Source organism: Nonomuraea sp. NPDC003201, assembly GCF_053590415.1.
In genome coordinates, this window is sequence record NZ_JBSFTC010000001.1 from 1 (window position 1) to 25,260 (window position 25,260).

A 25,260-nucleotide genomic window follows, 5' to 3' on the forward strand; every position below is an offset into this window, starting at 1 on the left:
GGGCGCGGGGGCGGGAGCCCCGACGGCGGCGGCCAGCGCGGGCAGCCACTCGCGGGCGGGCGCGGGCTCGTCGTCCACGATGTTGACGGTCCCGCTCGGCCAGCGCAGCGCGGCGACGGTCGCCTCGGCCGCGTCCTCGACGTGCACGAACGAGCTGACCGCGCCGTCTGCGGCCAGGCCGCTGAGGAAGACCGAGGCCGGGTCGTCGGTGGGGCCGCCGTTGCGCAGCACGTCCGCCACGAGGCCGCCGGGCCGGTACCACGTGCCGGGTCCGTAGAAGAGGCCGTAGCGCAGCACGACGTGCTCGTCCAGCTCCGCGACCGCCTCTTCGAGCGCCTGGACGCCGCCGACGACGCCCGAGCGCGGCGCGGGCGCGGTCACGTCCAGCGGCGTGTCCTCCGTGGCCGGGGCGTCGCCCGCCTCGTACGCCCAGGCGATGGACTGGGCGACGATGCGGCGCACGCCGGCCCGCTCGGCGGCGTCGACCAGGTTGCGGGTGCCGATCCTGCGGATGCGGCCGTTGTCGGCGGGGGTGCCGCCGTTCAGCGCGGTCAGCTGGTGGACGATCGCGTCGGGCGCGGCCTCGGCCACCGCGCGGGCGACCGCCTCGGCGTCGAAGACGTCCAGCCGTACGGCGCCGGCGCCGTGGGCGCGCAGCCGGTCGAGGCCCGAGTCGGTACGGGAGCTGCCCGTGACGCGGTGACCGGCCTCGACCAGCAGGGGGACGAGGTAACGGCCGATGGCGCCGGCGGCACCGGCGACGAAGACGTGCATGCGGAGGTTTCCTTGCGTTGGGCGGCGCGGGCGGTCGGGCGGATCGGCGCTCGCACGGCCAGGCTAGGAGACAACTGTCCCAGTATTATGGTCCAGTCATCGGCCGGAAAATTGGACCATTTACATGACCGACGCGCTCGGGCCCGAGCTCCTGCTGGAGCTGCCCGGCTGGGGTTCTCGTGGCAGGGCGCTGGAGGAGGCGCTGCGGTCCGCGATCCGCGGCGGGCGGCTCGTGGCCGGCACACGCCTGCCGTCGAGCCGCGATCTCGCCTCCCAGCTGGGGCTGTCGCGGGGGACGGTGACGCAGGCGTACGAGCAGCTGGTGGCCGAGGGCTGGCTGACGGCGCGGCAGGGCTCGGGCACCCGCGTGGCGGCGGGCACCGCGGAGGCCCCGGCCCGTTCCGGGAGGTCGGCGGGCTCGGCGGAGGCCGCCGCGTCGGGGCGCCACGACCTGCGGCCCGGGCGGCCGGACGCGTACGCGTTCCCCCGCGAGGCGTGGGCCCGGGCGATGCGGCACGTCCTGCGGGAGGCGCCGACCGAGGTGTTCGGGTTCGGCGATCCGCGGGGGCGCATCGAGCTGCGCACGGCGCTGGCGTCGTATCTCGGCCGGACCCGCGGCGTCCGGGTCGATCCCGCGAACCTGATCGTCTGCTCCGGGTACACGCAGGCGCTCGGCCTGCTGGCGGAGGTCTTCACCGAGCTCGGCGTGCGTACGGCGGGCATGGAGGACCCGGCCATCGGCGACCACGTCCGCCTCCTGGCCGGCCGGCTGCGCGTCGCCGCCGTTCCCGTGGACGCGGCGGGCCTGCGCGTGGACGCGCTGCGCGACTCGGGCGCCGAGGTGGCCGTCTGCACGCCGGCGCACCAGTTCCCGCTGGGTGTGAGCATGGCGCCGGAGCGCCGCTCCGAGCTGCTGGAATGGGCGGACGACAGCCTCGGCTGGATCGTCGAGGACGACTACGACGGCGAGTTTCGCTATGACCGGCATCCGATCGCCGCGCTCCAGTCGCGCCGCCCGTCCAGGATCGTGTACGCGGGCTCGACCAGCAAGACCATCGGCCCCGCCGTCCGGCTGGGCTGGATCGCCTGCCCGCCCCTGCTGCTGGAGCCGCTCACGGAGGCCAAGCGGCGGGCGCGCGAGACCCGGCCCCTGGAGCAGCTGGCCCTCGCGCGCATGATCGAGCTGGGCGACTACGACCGCCACCTGCGCACGATGCGCCGCGGTTACCAGCGGCGCCGGGACACGCTGGTCGCCGCCGTGCGATCCGGCCTGCCGGACGCCCGGGTACGCGGCATCGACGCCGGCCTGCACGCCCTGCTCGAACTGCCCTCCGCGCCGTCGGAGCGGGCCGTCGTGGAGGCGGCGCGGGCGGCCTCGGTCGAGGTGCATCCGCTGGGCGAGTACCTGCGCGGCGACCGCGACCGGCACCCGCCGTCGCTGGTCGTCGGGTACGCCACGCCGCCGGCCCACTCCTACCCCGCCGCGCTCGACGCGCTGATCCGCGGCCTGCGCCGGCTCTGACCGGAACCCCGCGTTCGCCTGACTCGTTTTCTCATCAACACGGGGTCCCCGGGGGAAAGGCGGACATGGTCACGAGTGAGCGGCGGCTGAGAAGGCGCGCCCGCCGGCAGGCGGGCAGGTTCGTGTCGGCGCCTCCGGAGAAGCGCCGGCGCCTGACCCAACGGCAGCGCCGGCGGATGGCGCACCAGGCCAGGGCGGACGCCGCGCAGCGCCGCTCGGTGTGGCGGGAGTGGGGACCGGTCACGGCGATCACGCTGGCCGTCTTCGAGCTGATCTACTTCTTCCTGGTCGCCGACATGGTCGGGGGGACGAGCGTCGCCGGTGTGATCGTGACGGGCGCCATCGGCTGCGTCACGGTCTGCTCCAGATTCGTGCAGGAATATGCGGCGTGGAACAGGGCCGATTCCAGGGCCGTCCCGTTCCTCGTCGTGGCCGTGGTCTCGGTGGCCGTGACGCTGGTCGCCGTGGGCGCCGAGACGCTGTCGGAGATGCTCTGAACCCGTCTCGTACGAACGTGTTTTCGAGTAAACTGCCGGCATGCCGAACCCGCTGGCCCTCAGCCTGGAGAGCGCGCGACGCCTGGCCGTGACGTGCCAGCACCTGGCCGGCCCGCGTCCCGGCGGCGGCCTCGACGGGCTGCGGCAGGTGCTGCGCACGCTGCGGTGCCTGCAGCTCGACCCGATCGACGCGGTGGCCCGCAGCCACTTCCTGGTGCTCTGGAGCAGGCTCGGCGGCTACGACCGCGCCGACCTCGACACGCTGCTGTGGCAGGAGCGCTGGCTCTTCGAATACTGGGCGCACGCCGCGTCGATCGTGCTGGCGGAGGACTATCCGATCCACCACGTCATGATGCGCGGCTACGCGACGGGCGAGTCCCCGCACGCGCAACGGGTGCGCGGCTGGATGGAGGCCAACGACGGGCTGCGGCAGCACGTCCTCGACCGCTTAGGCACTGCCGGGCCGCTGCCGCCGGGGGCGTTCGACGACCTCACGAGCGTGCCCTGGCAGTCGAGCGGGTGGACCAACGGCCGCAGCGTCGAGCGGATGCTCGACTTCCTGTGGTTCCAGGGCAGCATCATGGTGGCCGGCCGGGCGGGCCGCACGCGCCACTGGGACCTGGCCGAGCGCTGGCTGCCCGCCTGGGCCGACGCCACCCCGCTGCCCCGGCGGGAGGCGGTGTCGCTGGCGGCCGAGCACGCGCTGCGCGCCCTCGGCGTGGCCCGCGTGGCCGACATCGAGCGCCACTTCATCCGCGATCGCTACCCCGAGCTCCCCGAGGTCCTGGACGAGCTCCAGCGCTCCGGCCGCGTGGTGCCGGCCGAGATCGAGGGCGGCACCGAGCGCTGGCACGTGCACCGTGACGTCCTCGGGCTGCTGGAGCGCGAGTGGCAGCCGCGCACCACGCTGCTGTCGCCGTTCGACAACCTCATCTGCGATCGGGCGCGCACCGAGCGGCTGTGGGGTTTCGAGTTCCGTACGGAGATGTACGTGCCCAAGCACAAGCGGCGCTACGGCTACTACATCATGCCGATCCTGCACGGCGAGCGGCTCATCGGGCGACTGGTGCCCCGCTTCGACCGGCGCAAGCAGGTGCTGGAGATCGAGGGCCTGTTCCCGGAGCCCGGCCTCCCGGGCGACGAGGTCTCCGTCCGGGCCATCGGGGAGGCGGTGACCGAGTTGGCCGTGTTCGCGGGGGCCCGCGAGGTCGCCTACGCGGCCACCGTGCCGGCGCCCTGGCGGGCCGTCTCAGGCTGAGCTGCGGCATCGCGCATCCCCGTTCGATTCCCTCGATCACGGGCAAGTAGGGCATGCTAAAGATCCGTCAGCATCCGCCCCGCATCACCAGGGAAGCCGTAGTCATCCACCCCGTCACCGCCCGCAGCATCCGGCGATGGATCCGCACAGGACGTCTGACCAGCGACGACGTCTCCCAGCCCATCGCCCGCGCGACGGTGCCGTGTCGCCCCGAAACCCCGCTCAGCGCGGCGATCACGCCTTTACCCTGCTGTGATCACATATAGCAATCTCATGACTACTTTTCGTTAATCGGCGGTTGCGAGACTCATCGAAAAGCTTGAGGGAGGTCCCTATGCCGTACCTGACCCAGCTGGCCGACGTCGCCCGCCGCACAGGATTCCCCGTGACCGAAGTGGCCGGGTGGCAGACCCGCGGCCACGGCCCGCAGCCCCAGGTGCAGGGCGTCGTGTGCCACCACACCGCAGGCCTCGCCGGCGGCGGCGACTACCCGTCGCTCGCGGTGGTCCGCGACGGCCGCCCCGGCCTCGACGGGCCGCTGTCCCAGTTCGGGCTCGGAAGGTCCGGCCACATCTACGTCATCGCCGCCGGGCGTTGCTGGCACAACGCGCCTTCGACCTCGACGATGCACACCAACTCCGCCTCCCTCGGCATCGAGGCGGAGAACGACGGCACCCAGCCCTGGCCCGATGTCCAGAAGGACGCGTACATCCGGTTGTGCGCGGAGTTGTGCCGCGAGTTCGGGCTGCCCGCCTCGCGCGTGAAGGCGCACCGGGAGGTCAACACCTCCAAGCCGGACCCGCACTCCATCGACATGAACGACTTCCGGGCGGCCGTCGCCGCCCTCATCCAAGGCGCCCCCGCGCCTGACCCAACGTCCTGGACGGAGGAGATCGTGAAGCAACTGCCTATGGTCCGGCCGGGTGACGACAGCTTTGACGTCAAGACCGTCAGAGGCTGCCTGTTCGCCCGGGGCCGAGTTCCCGTGTCCGCGTACGCGCAGGTGGGGCTGGAGGACTGGCTCAAGTCCACCCGCTGCGACCCGGGGCTGGTCGAGCTGGTCCGCGGCTTCCAGCAGGCGGAGGGCATCGGCGCGGACGGCGTCGTCGGCCCGAAGACCTGGCCGTCCCTCCTCCGCGTCTGACCCCGCGACACCCCTACCCCCCACCCAACGGTCCGGGCCCCGACGCCCAGGGCCCCAACGGCAATCGGCCTGACGGCATGAGCCCGGCGGCTGGGTGCACCTGCCGCCGGTCAACCGGGCGCGCTTACCGTCAGTCGAGCGCAGCGGGCGTCGGTTGGCCGGGGGCGCTTACCGGCGGTCGAGCGCAGCCGCCGTCGGTCAGCCGGATACCTTCGGTGTGGCGCGCATCCCGACGTAGCACACCGGGGTCCCGTCGGGCAGGGTCGAGAAGACGACGGGCATGTAGTCCTCGCTGAACGAAGCCCCGATGCCCGAGGCCGCGAACACCGTCTCCGAGACCGGGGTCAGATCGGCCTCCAGCGGCGGCGACAGGTCCTTCATGCCGTCGACGAACTCGTACCGGATCCGGCTCGGGCTGATCGTGATGACGACGCCCTCGCGCTTGTACGTGCCCACGAACGGCGCCATGTCCACCGCAGGCGGCTGCGCCGGCGGGCCGAACGCGTCCGGCATGCGTACCCCGGCCAGCTCGGTCAGCAGCTCGCGGAACAGGGCGGCGTACACCTGCCGGGCCCCGCCCCCGTTGGTCATGAGCGCGACGGCCACGCCGGCCTGCGGGACGACGCGCAGGTAGGCGTACTGGCCGATGGCGGCGCCGTCGTGGCCGTAGCCGAAGACCCCGTCCCAGTCGTAGAGGGTCCAGCCCAGGCCCCAGCCGTCCGCGCTGACGGTCCACTTGTCCGGGACGTCCACCTCGCGCCGCTGCATGGCCGCCACCGCGTCCGCGGGCATCACGCGCGTGCCGTCGGGAGCCAGGCCGCCGGCCAGGTGCGTCTGGGCGAAGCGGACGAGGTCGCCGGACGAGGTGATGATCCGCCCGGCCGGGCCGGCCGAACGCGGCATCATGTCCCAGACGGGCGCCGGGTCGGGGTCCTGTCCCGGCTCCCCCAGGTGGCTCATCGCCGCGCGGAACCGGAGCGCCTCCTCCTGCAGCGTCATGGAGCGTTCGAGCCCGAGCGGCGTGAACACCATGTCCCGCAGCGCCTGGTCCCAGGTCTTGCCGGTCAGCACCTCGACGAGGCGGCCGAGCACGATGTAGCCGAGGCCGCCGTAGGAGACGGCCATGCCGGGCCGGCAGTCCAGCGCCACGCCCCGGGCCGCCTCGACGTACTTGGCCAGGCAGTCGTCGCCCCGGCCGGAGTCGTGATTGAAGTCGTTGGTGACCCCGCCGGTGTGGCTGAGCAACTGCCGGACGGTGATCACCTTGGTGGCCTCCTCGTCGGGAGTGGCGAACTCCGGCAGCATGTCCACCACCCGGGCGTCCAGGTCCAGCCTTCCCTCGCCGACAAGCTGCATGACCAGCGTCGCGGTATAGACCTTGGCGATCGAGCCGGACAGGAACACCGAGTCGGGGGTCATCGGCACGCCGGTCGCGCGGTTCAGCACGCCGGTGGCCAGTTCGTGGATGTTTCCGCCGGTCAGCACCGCCAGGGTCGCGCCGGGCACGTGGTGGGCGGCGCACAGCTCGTCGAGCCGCCGCTGCCAGTGCTCGACGTAGAAGCCGCGGCCGGTCGAGTCCAGCGTGCCCCAGTCGCCGGTGGCGTTCCAGTTCAGGTTCATGATCTTTCTCCTTAGATCGAGGCGGTCTTCTTGGGCATCACCAGCAGGGCCAGTACGGCGGCCGCCACCACGCCGGCGGCGCTGATGAGGAAGGCGGACGACATGGCCGTGGTGAAGGCGTCGCGGGCGGCGGCCGCGATCCCGGCGTCGCCGAGGCCGAGCGCGCTCCCGATCGAGAGGCGGGCCGCCGCCGGCGCGGTCGCGGGCATGGCCGCGGTGTAGGCACTGGCGAGGACGCTGCCCAGGACGGCGATGCCGAGGGCGGCGCCGGCCTGCTGGATGGTGTCGTTCAGGGCCGAACCGACGCCGGCGTGCTCGGCCGGGATCGTCCCCATGAGGGCGGAGACCGCGGCGGGCATGGCCAGGCCGCCGCCGGCGCCCATGAGGAGCAGCGAAACGGCCGCGGTGGCCGGGCCGCTCGACGCGTCGAGGGTGCTCAGCAGCGCGAATCCGCCGGCGCTCACGGCGAACCCGGTGACGATCAGCTGACGGTTGCCGATCCGCGCGCCGAGGGTCGCGCCGAGGGTGTTGCAGGCAAGGGAGGCGACGGCCATCGGGATGAAGGCCAGGCCCGACTCGGTGGGCGTGTAGCCGAGGACGTACTGCAGGTACTGGGTGAGCACCAGCAGCAGGCCGCCGTTGCCGATCTGGACCAGGGTGAGCGAGAAGCTGCCGCCGCTGAAGGTGCGGTTGCGGAACAGGCCGAGCGGGACCATGGGGTGCGGCGTACGCAGCTCCCAGAGCACGAACCCGGCGAGCGCGACGACCGCCACGGCCAGCGCCGGCACGGACAGGCCGTGCGGCAGCTCGATGATCGTCCAGACCAGCGCCGACATGCCGGCCACCGACAGCACGGCGCCGATCGGATCCGGCTTGGTCTGCGGGCCCCTGGACTCGGGCATGAGCACCAGCGAGGCGACGATGGCCAGCGCCGCGATCGGCACGTTGATCAGGAAGACGGCGCCCCACCAGAACCAGGCGATCAGCGCGCCGCCCAGCACCGGCCCGCCGACCAGGCCGACCATGGCGACCGCGCTCCAGGCGGCCATCGCCTTGCGCCTCTCCCGCTCGTCGAACACGATGATCAGGATCGACAGGGTGCTCGGCATGATGAGCGCGCCGCCGATGCCCATCACCGTGCGGGCGGCGATCAGCGTCACCGGATCGGCGGCGTAGGCGGCCGCCAGCGAGGCCACCCCGAACAGGGCCAGCCCGATGATCATGACCCTGCGCCTGCCGAACCGGTCGGACAGGCTGCCCGCCGTCAGCAGCAACCCGGCGAAGACCAGGATGTACGAGTCCAGGATCCACTGGATGTCCTGCGCGCTCGCGCCCAGGTCGGCGGTCAGCGGCGGGATCGCCACCGAGAGCACCATGTTGTCGATCACCAGCACGAGCGTGCTGAGACACAGCACCACCAGGATCAACCAGCGGCGCGAATCACGTGCATGCATCAGACTCTCCCAGACTGCGAGTACGTTGTCCTCGTCATGCGAACACTGTACGCACAAGGGAGTAGCGTACGCAACCGAGGCGGGCCCGCGTCCGGACGCGGGCCCGCCCCTACCGGGTCAGTCCTGGTTGCGGGTGAAGTGGAACGGGCAGTGGCTGCCGCCCAGGCCGATGGTGGTGCGGCGCTCGAACGCGAAGCCGTGCCTGCCAGGCTCGATGGCCTCGATCCAGTTGGCGTCGAACGCGCACATGATCGGGGTCAGCTCGGGAGCCCCGTTGGCGGTCAGCACGTCGTGATAGAAGCACCGGCGGACGTCGACGTGATAGCGCCGGTCGTCGTCGGCCGGCCGGTCGAAGACGAACCCCTTGCCGAACGCGTGCTCCTCGCGCGACTTGGACACCGCCACCATGGCCAGGAACGGGTCGGGAGCGCTGTCCAGCATGGCCAGGGTGCCCTGCCGGGTGGCCTCGCCGAGCGGCTCGACGAACGCCGCGCGCACGGCGTCGATCGTCGCCGGCCGGCCCAGCCTGGGCAGCAGCAGCTCGTACGCGGCCACGAGGGCCAGGGTCATGCGCAGGTTGTGGCGGGCGGGCTCGTCGACGATCAGGTGCCGGTTCGCCGCTTCGAGCTCCTCGTGACGCGCTCGCATGGCGGAGACGAGATCGCCGTGCTCGCGGGCGAGGTGGTCGTAGAAGCCGTCGAGGAGGAGGGCGGTGTCGCCATCGGGGTCGGGAACGTAGTCGCCGCCGGAGAGCCCGAACTGGTCGGTGGACATTGCGGTCCTTTCGGTACGGTGCTCGGTCCGTACACGGCCGCGATCTCGCCCGGAGGCGTGACTGGCCGTGCTCGCGACCGAGCGAGCACGCCAGCGCGCTCCACCGACCTACCAGGCGCTGACAAGCTTGAGTTGATGTTGTCCCGGCCAGTCTAGCGATTGATCGTTCAGGCGAGCGCCTCGGCCAGGGCGACCACGCCTCCGGCGGCCAGCCCCACGACCACGACCAACGGGCTGCCCTTGAGCGCCTCGACCGTGTGGAAGCCCAGGTCGCGATACTCGGACATGCCCTCGGTGCCCGGCAGCACCAGGAGCCCGGGCCGCAGCCCACGAGCACGATCCAGTCGAGCACCACCAGGTCGAACAGCGACAGCGTGGCGAACATGACCGCCCCGGCCACCGCCACCGCCGTGAACCCCAGGTCCGAGCCCAGCGCCGACCGCAGGCGCAGGATCGCCCCCGCCATGAGCGGCAGGCAGCACCCGCCCCAGAAGATCACCCCGAACCACAACGCCACCCGCCGGCCCCGCTCGCTGACGTCGGGCATCGCGGCGATGGCCGGCTAGATTTCTCCGGCTGTTCCGCCCGTGGCGAGACCGTCGCGGCCTGCGGCGATAAGGCGGGCGTCAGGGTGCGCCGGGCACGGAGATCTTGGGCTTAAGCAGGACTTACTCGCCGTTCGTCACGCTGGTGTCATCGGGACTCTAGGAGATGACATGGACGCGAACGCCCCTCGCGAGGACAGTGCCGGCGGCTGGAGCCAGTTCGGTGACAAGCCGCCCACCACCGGGACCTTCACCCGGCCCGGGCCGGTGCTGCCGCCTCCTCCGCCGCCGCAGCGACGGGCCGGGTTCGTGCTCACGCGCAAGGCGGTCGCCGGGCTGGCGCTGGCGGCGTTCGCGGCGCTGACGGCGACCGCGCTCGGGGGCGGCGCCGTCGGCGCCTACGTCGCCGGCGCCGGGCAGCCGATCCCGACGGTCACCAAGACCGTGGCGAGCCCGGTCTTCCGCACGGCCTCCGGTCAGCTCACGGTCGCGCAGGTGGCGGAGAAGGTGCAGCCGTCGGTCGTGATGATCCAGGGGCAGTCCGCCGAGGGCTCCGGCGTGGTGCTGTCGGAGGACGGGCTGATCCTCACCAACAACCACGTGGTGAGCGGCCAGGGCAGGCAGCTGACGGTGAAGTTCAGCGACGGCAAGACGGCCAAGGCCACCGTGGTCGGCACCGACCCGGCCACCGACCTCGCCGTCATCCGGACCGCGGACGTGTCGGGGCTGGCCAAGGTCACGCTGGGCGACAGCGACCAGCTCAAGGTGGGGGACGACGTGCTGGCCATCGGCAGCCCGCTCGGCCTGGACGGGACCGTGACGTCCGGCATCATCAGCGCGCTCGACCGTACGGTGACTGCCGGCGGCGGCCGGGGCGACCAGCAGCTCCCGCCGGGATTGGGCGGGCAGGGGCAGAGCCAGGCCGAGGAGCCGACCACGCTCGGCGGCATGATCCAGACGGACGCGGCGATCAACCCGGGCAACTCCGGCGGCGCCCTGGTGAACGCGGCCGGCGAGCTGGTCGGCATCAACAGCGCGGTCGCCGCCGACGGCGTCAACCTCGGCTTCGCGATCCCGGTGAATACCGCCAAGCAGGTCTCCGAGCAGCTCATCAGCAACGGCAAGGTGACCCACGCCTTCCTCGGGGTGAGCGTCACCGACGCCACCGGCGACGTGCCGGGCGCGCTGGTCCGCCAGGTGAGCGCCGGCAGCCCGGCCGAGAAGGCCGGGCTGAAGCAGGGGGACCTGATCACCAAGATCGGTGACACGGCGGTCGCCGGCGGCGACACGGTGGTGGGCCAGGTCCGCGGGTTCAAGGTCGGCCAGCAGGTGCCGGTCACGTACCAGCGGGACGGCAAGACCGACACCGTGACCGTGACCATGGAGGAGAAGAAGTAACCCGTCTCCCGCGAACTTCCCGGTCAGGCGCTGACCGGGAAGTTCGCGCGGAACACGCCCTGCGGGTCGCGGGCGCGCTTGAGCTCGCGCAGCCGGGCCAGGGTCCCCTCGTCGAAGGCGTACGCCGCCCGCTCCCCCGCGGCCAGGAACGTGTACGGCTTGCGCCCGCTGACGCGCAGCTCCCCGACCAGCTCGGCACGGGCCATGGCGGGAGCGGGGTCGGTCGGCTCGGCGGTGATGTCGGCCAGGTTCGCGACCGGCAGCACGGCCCGCTTGTCCACGACAGCTCCGTCGATCTTGTCCAGGGCGGCCAGCAGCGCGCCACCCTCGACGGCGTCGCCCAGGTAGGCGGCGTCCACGGCCACCATGGGCGGCCCGTCGGGGAGCTGGACCCGGTTGAACCAGACCGACAGCTCGTCCGGCGCGTTCTCGGTGATCCGCCGGAGCGGGAGGCGAGAAGGTGACCGCGATCGCCTGTCACCTTTGGCGGGGCTGCGCCGTCAGGTAGGTAAGAGCCCTGATCGAGGATGTGACCGTGGACGCCGACGACTTTCTGGCCGACCGATTCGAGGAGCACCGTACCCATCTCAAGGCGGTGGCCTACCGGATGCTCGGCTCCCTCGCCGAGGCCGAGGACGCCGTCCAGGAGTCGTGGTTGCGGCTCAGCCGTACGGACTCGGGTGAGATCGACAATCTGGGCGGTTGGCTCACCACGGTCGTCGGCCGGGTCTGCCTGGACATGCTGCGCACGCGTACGTCACGGCGCGAGGACCCGCTGGAGCTGCGGCTGCCCGACCCGGTCATCAGCCCTGAGGACGGGGGCGACCCCGAGCAGCAGGCGCTGATCGCCGACTCGGTCGGGCTGGCGCTGCTCGTGGTGCTGGAGTCGCTCAGCCCGGCGGAGCGACTGGCGTTCGTGCTGCACGACATGTTCGCGGTGCCGTTCGAGCAGATCGCCCCGATCGTGGACCGCACTCCCGCGACGGCGAAGAAGCTCGCGAGCCGGGCCCGGCAGCGCGTACGCGGGACGGTCCCGTCGCCCGACCCCGACCCGGGCCGGCAGCGCCAGGTCGTGGACGCCTTCCTGGCCGCCGCGCGCGACGGCGACTTCGAGGCGCTGCTGGGTGTGCTCGATCCGGACGTCGTGATGCGCGTGGACATCGGGGCCGCGGCCGGGATGTGGACGATCACCGGCGCGGCGGCCGTGGCCGGCGAGGCGACGCGCTTCCAGCGGTTCGCACACGATTACACGGTGGAGCCGGTGCTGGTCAACGGCATCGTCGGGCTCGTCAGCAGGGAGAACGGCCGGCCGCGGTCGGTGCTCGGCTTCACGGTCACCGACGGCAGGATCGTCGCCGTGGAGATCCTCACCGACCCGGAGCGCCTCGCCCTGCTCGACCTGAGCGCGCCGGCCGAGTGAGCGTCAGCGGAGGGAGATGTACAGGGCCTCGCCGACCTTGCGGTAGCCGACACGGGCGTAGACCCGCGCGGCGCCGTCGTCGGCCGGAGTGAGGAACGGGGTCGTGACCCCGGCGCCCGCGCACTCGCGGGTCAGCAGCGCCGTGACCGCGCCCGCGATGCCGCGCCGCCGGTGCGAGGGCAGCACCGCGATGCCCGCGACCTCGGCGACCCCCTGGTGCGGGCGGCCGAGCTGCCCGGCGCCGACGGCCTCCCCGGCGTCGAAGGCGGCCGCGATCAGACCGCCGCCGTCGAGGACCCGCCGGAACCGCGATGTCGTGCCCGGTGGGCTCCGGCGCGTCGAACGCCTCGTTCATCACCCGCGCGACCTGCCAGAGGTCGGGGTCCTCGGTCACGAGCGCGACCCGTACGTCCACCGGCCGCTCCACCACCTCGTCCGGCGGGCACACCAGCAGCGGGTAGCGCCCCTCCTGGGCGAACCCGGCCGCGAGCAGGGCGTCCTCCACCTTCGGGGACACCTGCGGCACGTATTCCAGGCGGGGCGTCCTGGCCCGCGCGCGGAACGCCTCGACCAGCGCGGCGACCTCGTCGGCCGTGGGCGCGGCGTCGTCGTCGGGAACGGCGTAGTTGAACGGGAGCGCGTCGTCGTGCTCGTCGAACTTGATCGTGAACGGCCCGCACCGGACCGCCCGGTCCCCCGCCATCGACCTGAGATAGGCATGCACGTGAGCGTCCAGCAAATGCGTTCTCCTTCCCGAAGGATCCGACGCATACGCTATCGCCAGTGCCGCCTGATCACCCGCCCCCGGGGACGATCAGGCCGCTCTCGTAGGCGGCGATCACCGCCTGCACCCGGTCCCGCAGCCCCAGCTTGGTCAGCACGTTGCTGACGTGGGTCTTCACGGTGTGCTCGCTGACCACCATGGCCTGCGCGATCTCCGCGTTGGACAGGCCGCGGGCGATCATGCGCAGCGTCTCCTGCTCGCGTGCCGTGAGCACGGCCAGCCGCTCCGTCGGCGGCACGGCGGGACGGGCGGCCGTTCTGGCGGTGAACTCGGCGATCAGCTTCGTGGTGACCGACGGCGCGAGCAGTGACTCGCCGGCCGCCACCACCCGTACGGCGTGGATGAGGTCGTCGCGGCGGACGTCCTTCAGCAGGAACCCGCTCGCCCCCGCGCGCAGCGCGTCGTAGACGTAGTCGTCGAGGTCGAACGTGGTCAGCATGAGGACGCGGCAGCCGCTGTCCGCGCACACGATCCTGGCCGCCTCGATGCCGTCCATGACCGGCATGCGGATGTCGAGCAGCAGCAGGTCGGGACTGTGCTCGCGGACGGCCGTGACGGCCTGCTCGCCGTCTCCCGCCTCGGCGACGACCTCGATGTCCGGCTGGGCGTCGAGGATCATGCTGAACCCGGCGCGTACCAGCTCCTGGTCGTCCGCGACCACCACGCGCACGCTCATGCCGCCACCGCCCGGCCGGCCAGGGGGAGCCGTACGAGGACCCGGAAGCCCGGCCCGTCGGGGCGCCGGCCGAAGTCGGCGGTGCCGCCGCAGGCCGCGGCCCGCTCGCGGATGCCGATCAGGCCGTGGCCGCCCGAGGGGAGCGAGCTTCCCGAGCCGCGGCCGTCGTCGGCGATGTCGATCATGAGGGTGTCGTCCTGCCAGGTGAGTCTGATGTCGGCACGGGCCGCGCCCGCGTGCTTGACGATGTTGGTGAGGGCTTCCTGGGTGATCCGGTAGGCGGCGATCTCCGTGTCGGGAGTCAGCGGCCCCGGCACGCCGGAGGCGGAGTATGTCACGTCGAGACCGGTGGCCCTGACCTGTTCGGCCAAGGTGGTGAGCGCGGCGATCGTCGGCTGCGGCGCCCGCGGGCCCTCTTCCTCCTTGAGCACGCTCAGCATGCGGCGGAGCTGGACCATGGCGTCGCGCCCCGCGGCGGCGATCGCGTCGAAGACGGCCTCCGCCCTGGCGGGGTCGCTCCTGACCACCACCGGTCCGGCTTCGGCCTGGACGACCATGAGGCTGACCGCGTGGGCCAGGATGTCGTGCATGTCGCGGGCGATCCTGGCCCGCTCGCGTTCGGCGGCCCGCTCGGCCTCGGCCTGGCGCTCGCGGGCCAGCTGGACGGTGCGTTCCTCAAGCGCGGCGGCGTGGGCCCGGGAGGCTGCGGCGGCCCGGCCGATGGCGTAGGCGGCGGTGAAGAGCACGACGCCGCGCATCGCGGTCTCGGAGGAGCCGACGATGAGCAGGCCGCCGGCGATCGTGAAGGCCAGCATGATCAGGCGGGGCCACCTGGCGGAGTAGGCGGCCACGGTGTAGAGCGCCATGAGCGAGCCGTACCAGATGGGCTGCGCGGCCACCTCGTCGACGAGGTCGTAGAGTCCGGTCGCGATGAGGCTGGCGGCCAGGACGGTCACCGGCGCGCGGCGCCGCCAGATCAGCGGCACCGCGGCGGTGACCACGACCGCGTAGCCCCACCAGTGCCAGGGCCCGCCGTACGGGTTCTCGCGGGTGAACAGCGGCCACAGCTGCGCGACCAGCACCAGCAGCGCGAGCGCCGCGTCCACCCAGATCGGCGGCAACGAGCTCGACCACCGGCGAATCGCCGCGAAGAACTGTAGATCGGACACGACATCCCATCTTGCCTCGTACGTCATGCGAGCGCGGCGGCGGGCCTGGGCGTGGCGGGGACCTGGCGGGCGACGGGGACGAACGAGACCAGCAGGCAGAGGGCGCCGAGCGGGATGAGGTCCTTCTCGATGAACGGCAGGATGAGGTCGACCATGACCAGGAGGGGCGTCCACACCCTGACCCGGCGCAGCGCCGCGAGCTGCACGACGAGGGCGAGCTGGCCGGCGAAGAACAGGAGCGGGACGACGTCGTAGACGACGACCGAGACGCCGGGGACACTCTGGACCCGGTCGAACAGCACGCCCATCGCCTCGTTGTCGGCGGACATGAACCCGACCGCGATGTCGATGCCGAACTGCGCGAGCAGCGCCACGACGCCGACGGTCCCGGCCGTCGCGCTCGCGGTGGCCAGCGCGTTCCCCCCGGCCATCCGCCGCATCTGCCAGAAGACGGGGACGAACAGGACGAGTGCCGCCATGAAGGCGAGGTGGCCGGTGGTCCACGCGATGCCTGGACCCCGGCTGCCGTCGAGGCCGTCGAGGATCCGGATCACGCCGTAGGCGAGCACGAGCAGGGGCGCGGCGATGAAGGGGATACGGGAGTTCATGGGGACGATCCTCGGCCTCGCGGGGGTCCTCGGGCATCGCCGGTGCGGGCGATTCCGCGCCTCCCTCTCAGGAGCGAGGACGAATCCGTCGCTCAGCCGCGCCGCTGCGCGTAGTGCTGCTGGATCAGCGCGGCCGCGCAGGCCATCGTGGCCAGGCCGAACCCGATGCCGACGAGCATGTTGAGATCGGAGGTGGAGGTGACCATGTTGCCGACCGCGAAGATCGCCAGCAGCAGCCACAGAACGGGTCGGGGGATACGGACGGGGTTCATGGCGTGCTCCTCACAAGATCGGGTGACACCCCAAGACGCTACGGATCGCCGTCGCCACGGGCGATCCCGCCAGTGAGACGGCCCGAGGTACAGCAGGCTGTACTGTTCGTCCGCCATCACGTCTTCGTCCTGGGAGATGCCCTAGGGTCTGAGGATGCCGACTCCCGACGCGGAGCCCTTACGCCGGTGGGACATGGTGGCCCGGACCCGCGCCACCCTCGACGCCCTCGAACACCTCGTCGGCGGCGTCGGCACCGCGATCCTGGCGATCCTGGCCGTGTTCGTGGTGGTCATCACCGCGCTGGCCTGCCTCGTCGGCGTGGGCCTGCTCCTGGTGCCCACCGCTCTGCACGTGCTGCGCGTCGTCGCCGACCGGGAGCGGGGGCGGCTGTCCCGCTGGGGGCCTGACGTCGTCATCAGTCCCGACCCGGTCCCGTCCGAGCTGCGGGCGGCGATCGCGAACCCGGCGAGCCGGCGCGAGCTGTACTGGGTGCTGATCCACGGGTTCTTCGGGCTGCTGCTCGGGGCGGTCGGCATGACGCTGCCGCTCAGCGCGGTACGCGACCTCACGTTCCCGCTGTGGTGGCGGCTGATGCCGGACGGGGCGGGCGTGGACCTCTGGGTGGTGCGCGACCTCCCGGGCGCCCTCGCGGTCGGCGCGCTGAGCGTGGGCTGGATCGCGCTGACGCTGGCCCTCGTCCCCGGCATGGCGCGCCTGCAGGCGTGGCCGGGGCGGCGGCTGCTGGCCGCCGATCCCAGCACCGACCTGGCGCTGCGGGTCGCCCAGCTCACCGCGACCCGCGCGGAGGCGCTCGACGCGCACGCCGCCGAGCTGCGGCGGATCGAGAGATCGCTGCACGACGGCACGCAGAACCGGCTCGTCGCCGTCAACGTCATGCTCGGCGCGGCCCGCCGCGCGCTGGCCCGCGACCCGGCCACCGCCGACGCCATGCTCGAACGCGCGCAGGACGCCGCCGAGCAGGCGCTGGCCGAGCTCCGCGCGGTCTCGCGCAGCATCCTGCCCCCGGTGCTGACGGACCGGAGCCTCGCCGACGCGCTGACCGGCCTGGCCGCCGGCTGCCCCGTCCCCTGCCGGATCGACGTCGACATGCCCGGCAGGTGCGCCGCGTCCGTCGAGGCCACGGCCTACTTCGTGGTGGCCGAGGGGCTCACCAACATCGCCAAGTACAGCCAGGCGCGGCACGCCACCGTCACGATCCGGCGGCACGACGACCGGCTGGACCTCCGGATCACCGACGACGGCCGCGGCGGAGCGGACGAGCGGAGCGGGTCGGGGCTGGCCGGGATCCGCCGCCGAGCCGAGGCCCTCGACGGGACCTTCGCGCTGACCAGCCCAGAAGGCGGACCTACCACCATGAATGTGAGCCTCCCATGCGGATTGTGATCGCCGAGGACGACCCGCTCCTGCGTGAGGGTCTCGCGCTGCTGCTGCGGGCGGAGGGGCTGGACGTCGTGGCCACCGCGCCTGACCCGGACGGCTTCCTGTCCGCGATCGACGCCCACCGGCCGGACGTCGCCATCGTGGACGTCCGGATGCCCCCGACCCACACCGACGAGGGCATCGTCGCGGCCGTCGAGGCCCGGCGGCGCCAACCGGAGCTGGCCGTGCTCGTGCTGTCGGCGTACGTGGAGCAGGCGTTCGCCACCGACCTGCTCGCCCACGGCAGCGCCCGGCTGGGCTACATGCTCAAGGAACGGGTGGGGCGGGTCGAGGAGTTCATGGGCGCGCTGCACCGCGTGGCGGAGGGGGGCACGGCCATCGATCCGGAGGTCGTCGCGCAGCTGCTGGCCCGCAGCAGGCCCGACAGCCGGCTCGACCGGCTCAGCCCGCGCGAGCGCGACGTGCTGGCCCTGATGGCCGAGGGCCTGGGCAACGCCGCCATCGCCGAGCGGCTGTTCGTCACCGACGGCGCCGTGCACAAGCACATCCGCAGCATCTTCTCCAAGCTCGACCTGGCGCCGACCGACCGGACCGACCGGCGCGTGGCGGCCGTCCTGCACTACCTGGAGAACGGAAAATAGCGGGCTAGGCGCCCAGGTCGCGGGCGATGTTGTCCAGCCTGATCGCCAGGTCCTCCAGGGCCTCCTCGCTCAGGCCGCCCTCTGGCAGCCGGGCCGCGAGCTCGTCGCGGTGAGCGATGACCAGGCCCTTGTGCGCGTCATCCACCTCATCGGCCGGCAGGACCACGCAGTCACCCCGGACGAACACCAACGTGGCGTCGGGTTCCTCCGACTGCAGCAACTGGCGGACGCATTCAAGATCGATGAGAGACATCTCTGCTCCTCTGCCCCGACTGACCTCAAACTGGGCGCTTACCCAGAGGGCACTCATCCGAACGTCGGAGGGCCGCCGTCCGCGTGCGAGCGCCGCACGCTGAACGTCACCAGATACACGGCGGCCCCCAGCGCCACGAGGGCAGGCGGTACCGCGAGCAGCGGCCGCGCGGCCAGCAGGGCCAGCACGGTCAGAACCACCCCCACCAGCAGCCCGAGCGCGGCCGCCAGCAGGCGCACGCCGAGCCAGCTCGACGGCGGCGGCGCCTGCGGCCACTCGCCATGGCCGCCTCCGTGCACGTCGGGCACGCCGGTGTCGCTCACCACGCCGGAGGAGGTGATGTCCTCGGGAGGCGGCGGCTCGCGCAGCACGGGAGCGAAGAACTCGTCCTCAGGATCGTCGTCGCGCCTGTTCATCCTGGATCACCTCGCCGCATCGGCTTCCTCCAGCTCGTGCAGGAACGGGTTGACCACGGCGTTCAGCTCGGCCAGGAGCGCTTCGAGCGAGGCCTGGGCGTCGTCGAGGTTCGGCAGGCCCGCGGCCCGCGCGTGGGTGGGCGTGGGCAGGCGCTCGACCGGGAGCGGCACGCGGAGCTCCAGCGTGCTCAGCGCGGTCGGCCGCTCGTACGGCGGCGGCACGTAGGTGGGCTCCTGGCGCTGCCAGCTCGACCAGCCCCGCGGCAGCGGGAACGGGAGCGGGGCGGCCAGCTCGACCACCGCCAGCAGGCCCGGCGCCTCCTCCGGGCGGTGACAGGTCGCGTCGAGCACCCGTGGGTGGCGGCGTACGTAGGCGTGCTCCGCCACCGGGCGCGTGGCCACCTCCCATGCGCCCAGTGCGAAGTGCAGCGGGTCCAGAGTGACGCCGCCCGCGGCCGGCTCGCCGTGCACGGCTTCGAAGGCATGCCGCCATCTGCGCAGCTCCTCGCCGTAGCGCTCCTGCGCGCTGCCCGGCTCCGCGCCGTCGCGCCCTCGCGCGGCGCCGAGCCAGAACGCCTGCGTGCCGGCCATGCGCCTCCCCCGGTGTCAGCCCTTGATCTCGATGCGGCGGGCGCGGCCCTTCTCGGTCTTGGGAACGCGCAGGATCAGGATGCCGTCCGTCAGCTCGCCGCCGATGTGCTCGGTGTCGGCGTCGCTCGGCAGGATCGTCCGGTAGACGAACCGTCCGGTGCGCCGGCGCAGCATCTGGCCCTTCTCCTCCTCGTTGATCTCCCCGGACACGCACAGCTCGCTGTCGTTGACCTCGACGTTGATGTCGTCCCGCTTCAGGCCGGGAAGCTCCGCCCGCACGATGTAGGCGTCCGGGGTCTCCTCGGTCTCCGCCACCGGCCGCCAGGCGGCCATGTCGCTCTCCGCGCCCTGCTCGAAGAGCCGCCCCATCTGATCCCACAGCTGCTCGAACTCGGTGAAGGGATCCCAGGACCGCCTCTGCCAGGGAACACCCGCCTGCATCGCTCCGCGATTGCGCCTTATCGGCAAAGCCACTGCTTTCTCACCTCCGTGACGTGAGGGACACCGTCGTCCCCCTCCTCCAAATTCATCCCGTACCCGCAATCTTCCGTCATGAACGGTTCCGTCGCAGGTCAGAGGGTGTGTCGAAGCCATCGGACGGGGAAGCTGGGTGGACATGACCGACGGAACGGGGACCATGCCGGGCCCGGGCGCCGGGGAATCGGTCACGCTGGCGCTCGCGGGCGACACCATGCTCGGCCGCGGCGTGGCCGAGCGGCTGAGCCTGACCGCCGACCCGGACGACTTCTTCGACACCGGCGTGCGCTCGGTGCTCTCCCGGGCCGATCTGGTCCTGTTCAACCTCGAATGCTGCGTCTCGGCCCGCGGCCGGCGCTGGGACCCGCTGCGCAAGGCGTTCCACTTCCGTGCCCCGCCCCAGGCCGCGGCGATGCTGGCGGAGCTGGGCGTGCACGCGGTCACGCTGGCCAACAACCACGCCCTGGACTACGGCCACGAGGCCCTCCTCGACACCCTCGACCACCTGGCGGCTGCCGGGATCCGCACCGTGGGCGCGGGCGCCGACCTGGCCCGGGCCTGGGAGCCCGCCGAGCTCAAGGTGGGGGATCTCCGGCTGGCGGTGCTGGGCGTCACCGACCATCCCCCCGAGTTCGCGGCCACCGAGCGCAGGCCCGGCGTCGCGTACGCCGACCTCGGCTACGGGGTGCCGGACCGGCTCACGAGCACGATCGGGAGCCTGGACGCCGACCTCGTCCTGGTCTGCGTCCACTGGGGCCCGAACATGACCTCCAAGCCCGTCACGCACGTCCGCCGCGCCGCCCGGGCCCTGGTGAAGGCCGGCGCGTCCCTGGTGGCCGGGCATTCCGCGCACGTCTTCCACGGGGTGGCCGGACCGGTCCTGTACGACCTGGGCGACCTCATCGACGACTACATCGTGGACCCCGAACTCCGCAACGACCTCGGGCTGATCTTCCTGGTCACCCTGGACGAGCAGGGCCCGGTACGGCTGCGCGCCGTCCCCATCGCGCTGGACTACTGCCGTACCAGGATCGCGAACGACATGGAGACCCGCTGGATCCGGGCCCGGTTCACCGCCGCCTGCGCCGACCTCGGCACCGAGGTCAGGTCGGAGGCCGGCACGCTCACCGTCGATCTCCGGCCACAGGTGGATTGACCGGACGCGCCACCCACTTCGGGTACGCGATCAATTACCCACAGTGACCATATGGTGGGGGTCAGTGGCCCTTTTGGGTCCGGCACCTAGCGAGAGGATCGACATGGCGCACGAACCGAGAATCGACGTCGAGAGCAGAGCCCAGTCGGTCAGGAACAGCCTGACAGAGGAGCAGTCCGAGCGGATCGCGGACGCGCTCGGCGAGCAGGGGATCTGGTTCTCGACCCCGCATCCCCGCGTGAGCGAGGCGCCCAGGCCCGACCGCGTCTGGGAGCTGGTGGGCGACAAGCCGCACCTGGGGCGCACGGCCACCGGGCGGGCCGCGATCTATCTGGCCGACGGGCACGCCGCGCTGACCCGGCCGCTGATCTTCGCCGACGGCTTCGGTTACGGACCCAGCGACCTGGACGCGTTGTGGGCCCACTTCAACAGCGAGCGCAGCCCCGGGTTCCTGGACCAGCTCCGGACCATGGGCATCGACGTCATCCTCCTGGGCTTCGACCAGCGTCAGACGTACATCCAGGCCAACGCCGCCGTGGCGGTCACCTGCGTCCAGCGGGCCATCGGGGAGCGGCAGGGCGACCTCCCGCTGGTCGTCGGCGGCGTCAGCATGGGCGGCATGGTCACCAGGTATGCGCTGGCGCGCATGGAGACCGAGGGTGCCGACCACCAGACCGACAAGTACTTCTCCTACGACACCCCGCACCTCGGCGCCTGGATCCCGCTGGTGCTCCAGCAGCTCGCCTACCTGCACGAATCGCTGGAGCCGAGCGCGAACGGCCCCGGGCAGGCCGAGCTGATCCGCAGCCCGGCCGCGCAGCAGCTCCTGTGGGCCTGGGTCGAGAACGAGGACTACTCGGGCCCCGTGACCACCGCGAGCCCGCTGCGCACGGACTTCCTGGACGACCTGCGCCGGGTCGGCTGGTTCCCGATCCGCCCGTACAAGCTGGGCCTGGCCAACGGGGTCGGCGACGGCACGGGGCGCGACCTGCCGCCAGGCACGCCGGTGTTCGACCTGCACTACGATCCGCTGCAGCTCACGGCCAAGATCCAGCCGGACATGGGCCAGCTGCAGAACGTCGGCACGGTCAAGTTCGGGGCCCCGACGTGGACGAGCGCCACCTCGCACGTGGCCGCGTTCGACGGGGCGCCGGGCGGCACGCTCGACTCGTGGGGCAGAGTGGCCGACGCGATCGGGCTGCCCGTCCAGGATCGGTTCCGCCACAGCTGCTTCGTGCCCGCGGTCAGCGCCATCGCCCTGGCCAGGGACCCGTACCAGTGGCAGACCGACCTGTGCAGGGACCTCACCGAGCTGCCGAAGGACGAGACATTCCTGGACGCGTTCTGCTGCGACACGGCCAACACCGAGCACGGCAACGTCTCCGAGGTGCTGATCGACTGGTTCCTGGAGCAGCTCGCCGGCTGGTAGCGGTGGCGAAGAGGCGCCGGCTCGCACGCGGGCCGGCGCCTCTTCGTGTCTAGCGGGTGCCGCGGTGCACGACCAGGAGCTGGTCGCGGGTGGCGTTCCGGTCGCGGTAGGCGATCGCGGCCGGGGCCTCGGCGCTGTGATGGCCGGGCAGCCGCTCGTCGGCGCTCCACGAGGAGCCGTCGAAGACGGTCCACCACAGGCGCTGGTCGCTCGCGCCGCGGTGGACGCAGTAGAGGCGGTCCTTGTAGACGGTCAGCGCGGGGCCCTCGGCGGCCGAGTGCATGGTCAGCTTCTGGTCGGGCGTCCAGGCGGAGCCGTCCCAGCGCGTCCACCACAGGCTGGAGTCCTTGCCGGTGTGCACGCAGTAGAGGTGGCCCCGCCAGACGGCCAGCGCCGGGTTGGACCGGCAGGCGTGCTGGGGCAGCTGGGTGCAGGGGCTCCAGGAGGAGCCGTCCCACCGCGTCCACCACAGGGTGGAGTCGGTGCCGGCGTGCACGCAGTAGAGCTGCCCGTCGAACGTGGCCAGCGCGGGGGCGGAGGCGCTGGGGTGCTCGGGGAGCTTGGCGTCGGGGCTCCAGGTGGAGCCGTCCCACCGCGTCCACCACAGGTTGTCGTCGCCGTCGCCGCGGTGCACGCAGTAGAGCCGCCCGTCGTACGCCGCCAGCGCCGGGCCCGAGTCGCTGACGTGCCCGGGCAGTCTCCGGTCCGCGCTCCACCCTTCCTGGGCGTCGTAGACCGTCCACCACAGGCTGGGATCGTCGACCTCGCCGCGGTGGACGAGGACCAGCCCGTCCTGGAACTCGGCGAGGGCCGGGGCCGACACGCTGAAGTGCTCGACGAACGTCTGGTCAGGAGTCCATCCCTCGCCGGGCTCGTGAACCGTCCAGTACAGCCGCTCCCCGTCGCGCCGGTCCTCGCGGGCCGGCACCAGCATGGCGGGCGCGACCCACGGCGAGACCAGCTTCACGCCGTACGGCCGGGCGACCGAGGTGATCCAGTCGGCCTTGGCGCGCACCTGCCGCTCGATGTGCGGGGCGAGCCAGGAGCCCAGCACGGTGGCCGCGGTCTCGCCGACGAGCTGCGGGATCTCGGCGACCAGCAACGCGGCGCTCTCGTTGAGGTGGATCTCGAAACCCCACCACCTGGAGACCGGCCAGACCTCCGCGCCCATGGTGCCGAGCTCACTCTGCAGCCGCCGTACGCGGTCCTGGGCCTGGGGCGACAGCCCGGCGATCTGGCGCCCGCTCTCCCGCTTGGCCGCCGACCACTCGACCTCGACGGCCTCCCGTACGGACGACTCGTCCAGCAGCTCGCTCTCGACGGCCGCGTCCACGGCGGCGGCGGCCACCGGGTCGTCCTGGCTGTGCAGCAGCACCTCCTCGCCGTCCACCTCCGCCGTGTCGAGCCCCGCTCTGTCGGCCCGGGTGTCATCAGTCATTTCCAGCCCCCCTGGAGTGATCCGCACCATTCGATGCGCATATGCACCATCTATGGTAACCAGAGGTAGTTGTCCGATTACTCTGTGGGGCTACCTCTCGACGTCCACGGTGAACGCGTCGAACACCGCCCGGCCCGCGCCGTCCCCCGCCGCGAACAGGCCCAGCACCGCCCCCACCCACCGGCTCTGCGTGGCCTGGAAGGGAGCGCCGACCTCGCGCAGCCCGTCGCCGGTGTCGGCCAGGAACGTGACGAGCGCGTTCTCCCCGATCCGCGCGCCGACGGTGACGTGCGCGCCGTCCTTGACGGGCAGGGGCTCCATGCCCCCGCACACCAGGACGGTCCCGCCCGCCGTGCGCTCCAGCCCGACGTAGGCGTAGGTGAACCCGAGCACGACCAGTCCCGCCCGGCCCTCCCCGTCCAGGGTGAGGCCGGTGGTGACCGTGCACGGGTCGCCGGGCAGCCGCTGCCCGAGCACGGACGGGCGCTCCCTGAGGTCCTCCGGCCCCGGCGCGCAGGCCAGTCGGAGGGTGCCGTCCCGCAGCTCCCACCAGGAGGGGTCGGGGTTGGCCTGCCAGCTCCACTGCAGGCCGAGCTCCGGCCCGGCGAAGTCGTCGGAGGTGGCGGGCTCGGCCGGCGTGCCGCCGGGGACGGGCACGGGGCTGCCGGGCACCGGCTCGCCGTCCGCGCCCATGACCGGCCAGCCGTCCTCCTCCCAGGTCATGGGCTGCAGGTGGACGACCCTGCCGTAGGCGCCGCGGTCCTGGAAGTGCATGAACCAGTGCCCGCCCGACGGGGTGTCCACCCAGCCGCCCTGGTGCGGCCCGTTCACGTCGGTGCCGCCCTGCTCCAGCACGATCCGGTCCTCGTACGGGCCGAAGACCGAGCTCGCCCGGAACACCGACTGCCAGCCCTGCTCCACGCCGCCCGCCGGGGCGAAGACCCAGTACGTGCCGTCGCGCTTGTAGAGCTTGGGGCCCTCCAGCGTCCGGTAGCCGGGCAGCAGGTCGGCGTCGATGATCAGCGTGCCCGCGTCCAGCACCTCGCGGGCGTCCGGCGACATGCGGTGCAGGGTGAGCCGGTTGTTCACGCCGGCGCGGCTCTTGGCCCAGCCGTGCACCAGGTACGCCTGGCCGTCGTCGTCCCACAGCGGGCACGGGTCGATGAGCCCGGCGCCCGGCTTCACCACGTGCGGCGCGGTCCACGGACCCCGCGGGTCCTCCGTGCTCACCACGTGGATCCCCACGTCGGGGTCGCCGTAGAAGATCCAGAACCGCCCGTCGTGGTGGCGCAGCGAGGGCGCCCACACGCCGCAACCCGGCCGCACGTCGTCATAGCCGCTCGTCACGGCGTGCCCGATGATCGTCCAGTTGACCAGGTCGCGCGAGTGCAGGATAGGCAGGCCCGGGACCTTGGTGAACGTGGAGGCGGTCAAGTAGAAGTCCGCGCCGACGCGGAGCACGTCGGGGTCGGACCAGTCGGCGTTCAGCACGGGGTTGCGGTAGGTCGTCATCCCTCACTCCTTGGCGGTGCTGCAATCGGT

At 72.4% G+C, this 25,260-nt stretch carries 26 protein-coding genes and 1 pseudogene; 11 read left to right on the forward strand and 16 right to left on the reverse strand.

Features of this window, described 5'->3' with window-relative positions; all coding sequences use genetic code 11:
• A partial coding sequence (locus ACWDX9_RS00005) for an NAD-dependent epimerase/dehydratase family protein (protein ID WP_449947040.1) occupies positions 1–774 on the reverse strand: 774 nt, incomplete at its 3' end.
• A gap of 124 nt (positions 775–898) precedes the next feature.
• On the opposite strand from ACWDX9_RS00005, the gene pdxR reads away from it, so the two are divergent.
• From pdxR to ACWDX9_RS00025, 4 genes are all read left to right on the forward strand, one after another.
• Positions 899–2,296: a MocR-like pyridoxine biosynthesis transcription factor PdxR gene (gene pdxR / locus ACWDX9_RS00010; protein WP_449947042.1), complete on the forward strand. Its 1,398-nt coding sequence runs from the start codon at positions 899–901 to the stop codon at positions 2,294–2,296.
• A 65-nt stretch (positions 2,297–2,361) separates the two neighbouring features.
• Positions 2,362–2,793, forward strand: a complete 432-nt coding sequence (locus ACWDX9_RS00015; RefSeq protein ID WP_449947045.1) for a hypothetical protein — start codon at positions 2,362–2,364, stop codon at positions 2,791–2,793.
• 40 nt (positions 2,794–2,833) lie between these two features.
• Positions 2,834–4,051, forward strand: coding sequence for a winged helix-turn-helix domain-containing protein (locus ACWDX9_RS00020; protein WP_449947047.1), 1,218 nt, complete (start codon positions 2,834–2,836; stop codon positions 4,049–4,051).
• A gap of 334 nt (positions 4,052–4,385) precedes the next feature.
• Positions 4,386–5,195 carry an N-acetylmuramoyl-L-alanine amidase gene (locus ACWDX9_RS00025; RefSeq protein ID WP_449947050.1) on the forward strand — a complete coding sequence of 270 codons (810 nt, stop codon included), beginning with the start codon at positions 4,386–4,388 and terminating at the stop codon, positions 5,193–5,195.
• Positions 5,196–5,393: 198 nt separating this feature from the next.
• Here ACWDX9_RS00025 and ACWDX9_RS00030 read toward each other — a convergent pair whose 3' ends face one another.
• From ACWDX9_RS00030 to ACWDX9_RS00040, 3 genes are all read right to left on the reverse strand, one after another.
• Complete coding sequence (locus ACWDX9_RS00030) at positions 5,394–6,815, reverse strand: serine hydrolase domain-containing protein (protein ID WP_449947053.1); 1,422 nt, start codon at positions 6,813–6,815, stop codon at positions 5,394–5,396.
• Positions 6,816–6,826: 11 nt separating this feature from the next.
• On the reverse strand, positions 6,827–8,269 hold the full coding sequence (locus ACWDX9_RS00035; protein ID WP_449947056.1) for an MFS transporter: 1,443 nt from the start codon (positions 8,267–8,269) through the stop codon (positions 6,827–6,829).
• Positions 8,270–8,386: 117 nt separating this feature from the next.
• A complete protein-coding gene (locus ACWDX9_RS00040; RefSeq protein WP_449947059.1) occupies positions 8,387–9,043 on the reverse strand; it encodes an L-2-amino-thiazoline-4-carboxylic acid hydrolase in 657 nt (218 codons plus the stop codon).
• Between the two features lie 383 nt (positions 9,044–9,426).
• Here ACWDX9_RS00040 and ACWDX9_RS00045 point away from each other — a divergent pair, with 383 nt between their 5' ends.
• Positions 9,427–9,609: a hypothetical protein gene (locus ACWDX9_RS00045; protein ID WP_449947061.1), complete on the forward strand. Its 183-nt coding sequence runs from the start codon at positions 9,427–9,429 to the stop codon at positions 9,607–9,609.
• A 150-nt stretch (positions 9,610–9,759) separates the two neighbouring features.
• A complete protein-coding gene (locus ACWDX9_RS00050; RefSeq protein ID WP_449947062.1) occupies positions 9,760–10,986 on the forward strand; it encodes a S1C family serine protease in 1,227 nt (408 codons plus the stop codon).
• Positions 10,987–11,009: 23 nt separating this feature from the next.
• Here ACWDX9_RS00050 and ACWDX9_RS00055 read toward each other — a convergent pair whose 3' ends face one another.
• Positions 11,010–11,354 carry a hypothetical protein gene (locus ACWDX9_RS00055; protein ID WP_449947064.1) on the reverse strand — a complete coding sequence of 115 codons (345 nt, stop codon included), beginning with the start codon at positions 11,352–11,354 and terminating at the stop codon, positions 11,010–11,012.
• 167 nt (positions 11,355–11,521) lie between these two features.
• On the opposite strand from ACWDX9_RS00055, the gene ACWDX9_RS00060 reads away from it, so the two are divergent.
• Positions 11,522–12,406, forward strand: a complete 885-nt coding sequence (locus tag ACWDX9_RS00060; protein ID WP_449947067.1) for a sigma-70 family RNA polymerase sigma factor — start codon at positions 11,522–11,524, stop codon at positions 12,404–12,406.
• A 3-nt stretch (positions 12,407–12,409) separates the two neighbouring features.
• On the opposite strand, the pseudogene ACWDX9_RS00065 reads toward ACWDX9_RS00060, so the two are convergent.
• The 5 genes and pseudogenes from ACWDX9_RS00065 to ACWDX9_RS00085 all read right to left on the reverse strand — a co-directional run.
• A pseudogene (locus ACWDX9_RS00065) lies at positions 12,410–12,697 on the reverse strand (GNAT family N-acetyltransferase); the annotation flags it as partial.
• Positions 12,698–13,200: 503 nt separating this feature from the next.
• The gene (locus ACWDX9_RS00070) at positions 13,201–13,866 is read right to left on the reverse strand and encodes a response regulator (RefSeq protein ID WP_449947070.1); all 666 of its coding nucleotides are present in this window, start codon (positions 13,864–13,866) and stop codon (positions 13,201–13,203) included.
• Positions 13,863–15,035 (reverse strand): sensor histidine kinase, encoded by a 1,173-nt coding sequence (locus ACWDX9_RS00075; RefSeq protein WP_449947071.1) that lies wholly within the window; start codon positions 15,033–15,035, stop codon positions 13,863–13,865. The genes ACWDX9_RS00070 and ACWDX9_RS00075 overlap by 4 nt, the downstream gene beginning before the upstream one ends.
• Positions 15,036–15,058: 23 nt before the next feature.
• Positions 15,059–15,643, reverse strand: a complete 585-nt coding sequence (locus tag ACWDX9_RS00080) for a hypothetical protein (protein WP_449947073.1) — start codon at positions 15,641–15,643, stop codon at positions 15,059–15,061.
• A gap of 92 nt (positions 15,644–15,735) precedes the next feature.
• Complete coding sequence (locus ACWDX9_RS00085; protein ID WP_355193846.1) at positions 15,736–15,915, reverse strand: hypothetical protein; 180 nt, start codon at positions 15,913–15,915, stop codon at positions 15,736–15,738.
• Between the two features lie 154 nt (positions 15,916–16,069).
• On the opposite strand from ACWDX9_RS00085, the gene ACWDX9_RS00090 reads away from it, so the two are divergent.
• Complete coding sequence (locus ACWDX9_RS00090) at positions 16,070–17,320, forward strand: sensor histidine kinase (protein WP_449947076.1); 1,251 nt, start codon at positions 16,070–16,072, stop codon at positions 17,318–17,320.
• Entirely contained in the window at positions 17,308–17,958 is a 651-nt protein-coding gene (locus tag ACWDX9_RS00095) for a response regulator (RefSeq protein WP_449947078.1), read from the forward strand. Before ACWDX9_RS00090 ends, ACWDX9_RS00095 begins: the two co-directional genes overlap by 13 nt.
• Positions 17,959–17,962: 4 nt before the next feature.
• Here ACWDX9_RS00095 and ACWDX9_RS00100 read toward each other — a convergent pair whose 3' ends face one another.
• From ACWDX9_RS00100 to ACWDX9_RS00115, 4 genes are read right to left on the reverse strand one after another with little or no spacing between them, the layout of a single operon-like run.
• Positions 17,963–18,211, reverse strand: coding sequence for a hypothetical protein (locus ACWDX9_RS00100; protein ID WP_449947081.1), 249 nt, complete (start codon positions 18,209–18,211; stop codon positions 17,963–17,965).
• Between the two features lie 53 nt (positions 18,212–18,264).
• Complete coding sequence (locus ACWDX9_RS00105) at positions 18,265–18,627, reverse strand: hypothetical protein (RefSeq protein ID WP_449947083.1); 363 nt, start codon at positions 18,625–18,627, stop codon at positions 18,265–18,267.
• A gap of 6 nt (positions 18,628–18,633) precedes the next feature.
• Positions 18,634–19,218, reverse strand: coding sequence for a hypothetical protein (locus ACWDX9_RS00110; RefSeq protein WP_449947086.1), 585 nt, complete (start codon positions 19,216–19,218; stop codon positions 18,634–18,636).
• A gap of 15 nt (positions 19,219–19,233) precedes the next feature.
• Complete coding sequence (locus ACWDX9_RS00115; protein ID WP_449947089.1) at positions 19,234–19,659, reverse strand: Hsp20/alpha crystallin family protein; 426 nt, start codon at positions 19,657–19,659, stop codon at positions 19,234–19,236.
• Between the two features lie 175 nt (positions 19,660–19,834).
• Between ACWDX9_RS00115 and ACWDX9_RS00120 the strand changes: the two genes are divergently transcribed.
• Positions 19,835–20,851: a CapA family protein gene (locus ACWDX9_RS00120; protein WP_449947091.1), complete on the forward strand. Its 1,017-nt coding sequence runs from the start codon at positions 19,835–19,837 to the stop codon at positions 20,849–20,851.
• Positions 20,852–20,954: 103 nt separating this feature from the next.
• Positions 20,955–22,280 carry a hypothetical protein gene (locus tag ACWDX9_RS00125; protein WP_449947093.1) on the forward strand — a complete coding sequence of 442 codons (1,326 nt, stop codon included), beginning with the start codon at positions 20,955–20,957 and terminating at the stop codon, positions 22,278–22,280.
• Positions 22,281–22,329: 49 nt separating this feature from the next.
• Here ACWDX9_RS00125 and ACWDX9_RS00130 read toward each other — a convergent pair whose 3' ends face one another.
• Together ACWDX9_RS00130 and ACWDX9_RS00135 are read right to left on the reverse strand one after the other, a co-directional pair.
• Positions 22,330–23,718, reverse strand: a complete 1,389-nt coding sequence (locus ACWDX9_RS00130) for a hypothetical protein (protein ID WP_449947096.1) — start codon at positions 23,716–23,718, stop codon at positions 22,330–22,332.
• Between the two features lie 90 nt (positions 23,719–23,808).
• On the reverse strand, positions 23,809–25,230 hold the full coding sequence (locus ACWDX9_RS00135; protein WP_449947099.1) for a glycoside hydrolase family 43 protein: 1,422 nt from the start codon (positions 25,228–25,230) through the stop codon (positions 23,809–23,811).
• Positions 25,231–25,260: the final 30 nt, after the last annotated feature.

Coding starts and splice junctions, on each gene's coding strand:
- pdxR (WP_449947042.1), top strand. CDS start 899: ATGACCGACGCGCTCGGGCCCGAGCTCCTGCTGGAGCTGCCCGGCTGG.
- ACWDX9_RS00015 (WP_449947045.1), top strand. CDS start 2,362: ATGGTCACGAGTGAGCGGCGGCTGAGAAGGCGCGCCCGCCGGCAGGCG.
- ACWDX9_RS00020 (WP_449947047.1), top strand. CDS start 2,834: ATGCCGAACCCGCTGGCCCTCAGCCTGGAGAGCGCGCGACGCCTGGCC.
- ACWDX9_RS00025 (WP_449947050.1), top strand. CDS start 4,386: ATGCCGTACCTGACCCAGCTGGCCGACGTCGCCCGCCGCACAGGATTC.
- ACWDX9_RS00030 (WP_449947053.1), bottom strand. CDS start 6,815: ATGAACCTGAACTGGAACGCCACCGGCGACTGGGGCACGCTGGACTCG.
- ACWDX9_RS00035 (WP_449947056.1), bottom strand. CDS start 8,269: ATGCATGCACGTGATTCGCGCCGCTGGTTGATCCTGGTGGTGCTGTGT.
- ACWDX9_RS00040 (WP_449947059.1), bottom strand. CDS start 9,043: ATGTCCACCGACCAGTTCGGGCTCTCCGGCGGCGACTACGTTCCCGAC.
- ACWDX9_RS00045 (WP_449947061.1), top strand. CDS start 9,427: ATGACCGCCCCGGCCACCGCCACCGCCGTGAACCCCAGGTCCGAGCCC.
- ACWDX9_RS00050 (WP_449947062.1), top strand. CDS start 9,760: ATGGACGCGAACGCCCCTCGCGAGGACAGTGCCGGCGGCTGGAGCCAG.
- ACWDX9_RS00055 (WP_449947064.1), bottom strand. CDS start 11,354: ATGGTGGCCGTGGACGCCGCCTACCTGGGCGACGCCGTCGAGGGTGGC.
- ACWDX9_RS00070 (WP_449947070.1), bottom strand. CDS start 13,866: ATGAGCGTGCGCGTGGTGGTCGCGGACGACCAGGAGCTGGTACGCGCC.
- ACWDX9_RS00080 (WP_449947073.1), bottom strand. CDS start 15,643: ATGAACTCCCGTATCCCCTTCATCGCCGCGCCCCTGCTCGTGCTCGCC.
- ACWDX9_RS00085 (WP_355193846.1), bottom strand. CDS start 15,915: ATGAACCCCGTCCGTATCCCCCGACCCGTTCTGTGGCTGCTGCTGGCG.
- ACWDX9_RS00090 (WP_449947076.1), top strand. CDS start 16,070: ATGCCGACTCCCGACGCGGAGCCCTTACGCCGGTGGGACATGGTGGCC.
- ACWDX9_RS00095 (WP_449947078.1), top strand. CDS start 17,308: ATGCGGATTGTGATCGCCGAGGACGACCCGCTCCTGCGTGAGGGTCTC.
- ACWDX9_RS00100 (WP_449947081.1), bottom strand. CDS start 18,211: ATGTCTCTCATCGATCTTGAATGCGTCCGCCAGTTGCTGCAGTCGGAG.
- ACWDX9_RS00105 (WP_449947083.1), bottom strand. CDS start 18,627: ATGAACAGGCGCGACGACGATCCTGAGGACGAGTTCTTCGCTCCCGTG.
- ACWDX9_RS00110 (WP_449947086.1), bottom strand. CDS start 19,218: ATGGCCGGCACGCAGGCGTTCTGGCTCGGCGCCGCGCGAGGGCGCGAC.
- ACWDX9_RS00115 (WP_449947089.1), bottom strand. CDS start 19,659: ATGCAGGCGGGTGTTCCCTGGCAGAGGCGGTCCTGGGATCCCTTCACC.
- ACWDX9_RS00120 (WP_449947091.1), top strand. CDS start 19,835: ATGACCGACGGAACGGGGACCATGCCGGGCCCGGGCGCCGGGGAATCG.
- ACWDX9_RS00125 (WP_449947093.1), top strand. CDS start 20,955: ATGGCGCACGAACCGAGAATCGACGTCGAGAGCAGAGCCCAGTCGGTC.
- ACWDX9_RS00130 (WP_449947096.1), bottom strand. CDS start 23,718: ATGACTGATGACACCCGGGCCGACAGAGCGGGGCTCGACACGGCGGAG.
- ACWDX9_RS00135 (WP_449947099.1), bottom strand. CDS start 25,230: ATGACGACCTACCGCAACCCCGTGCTGAACGCCGACTGGTCCGACCCC.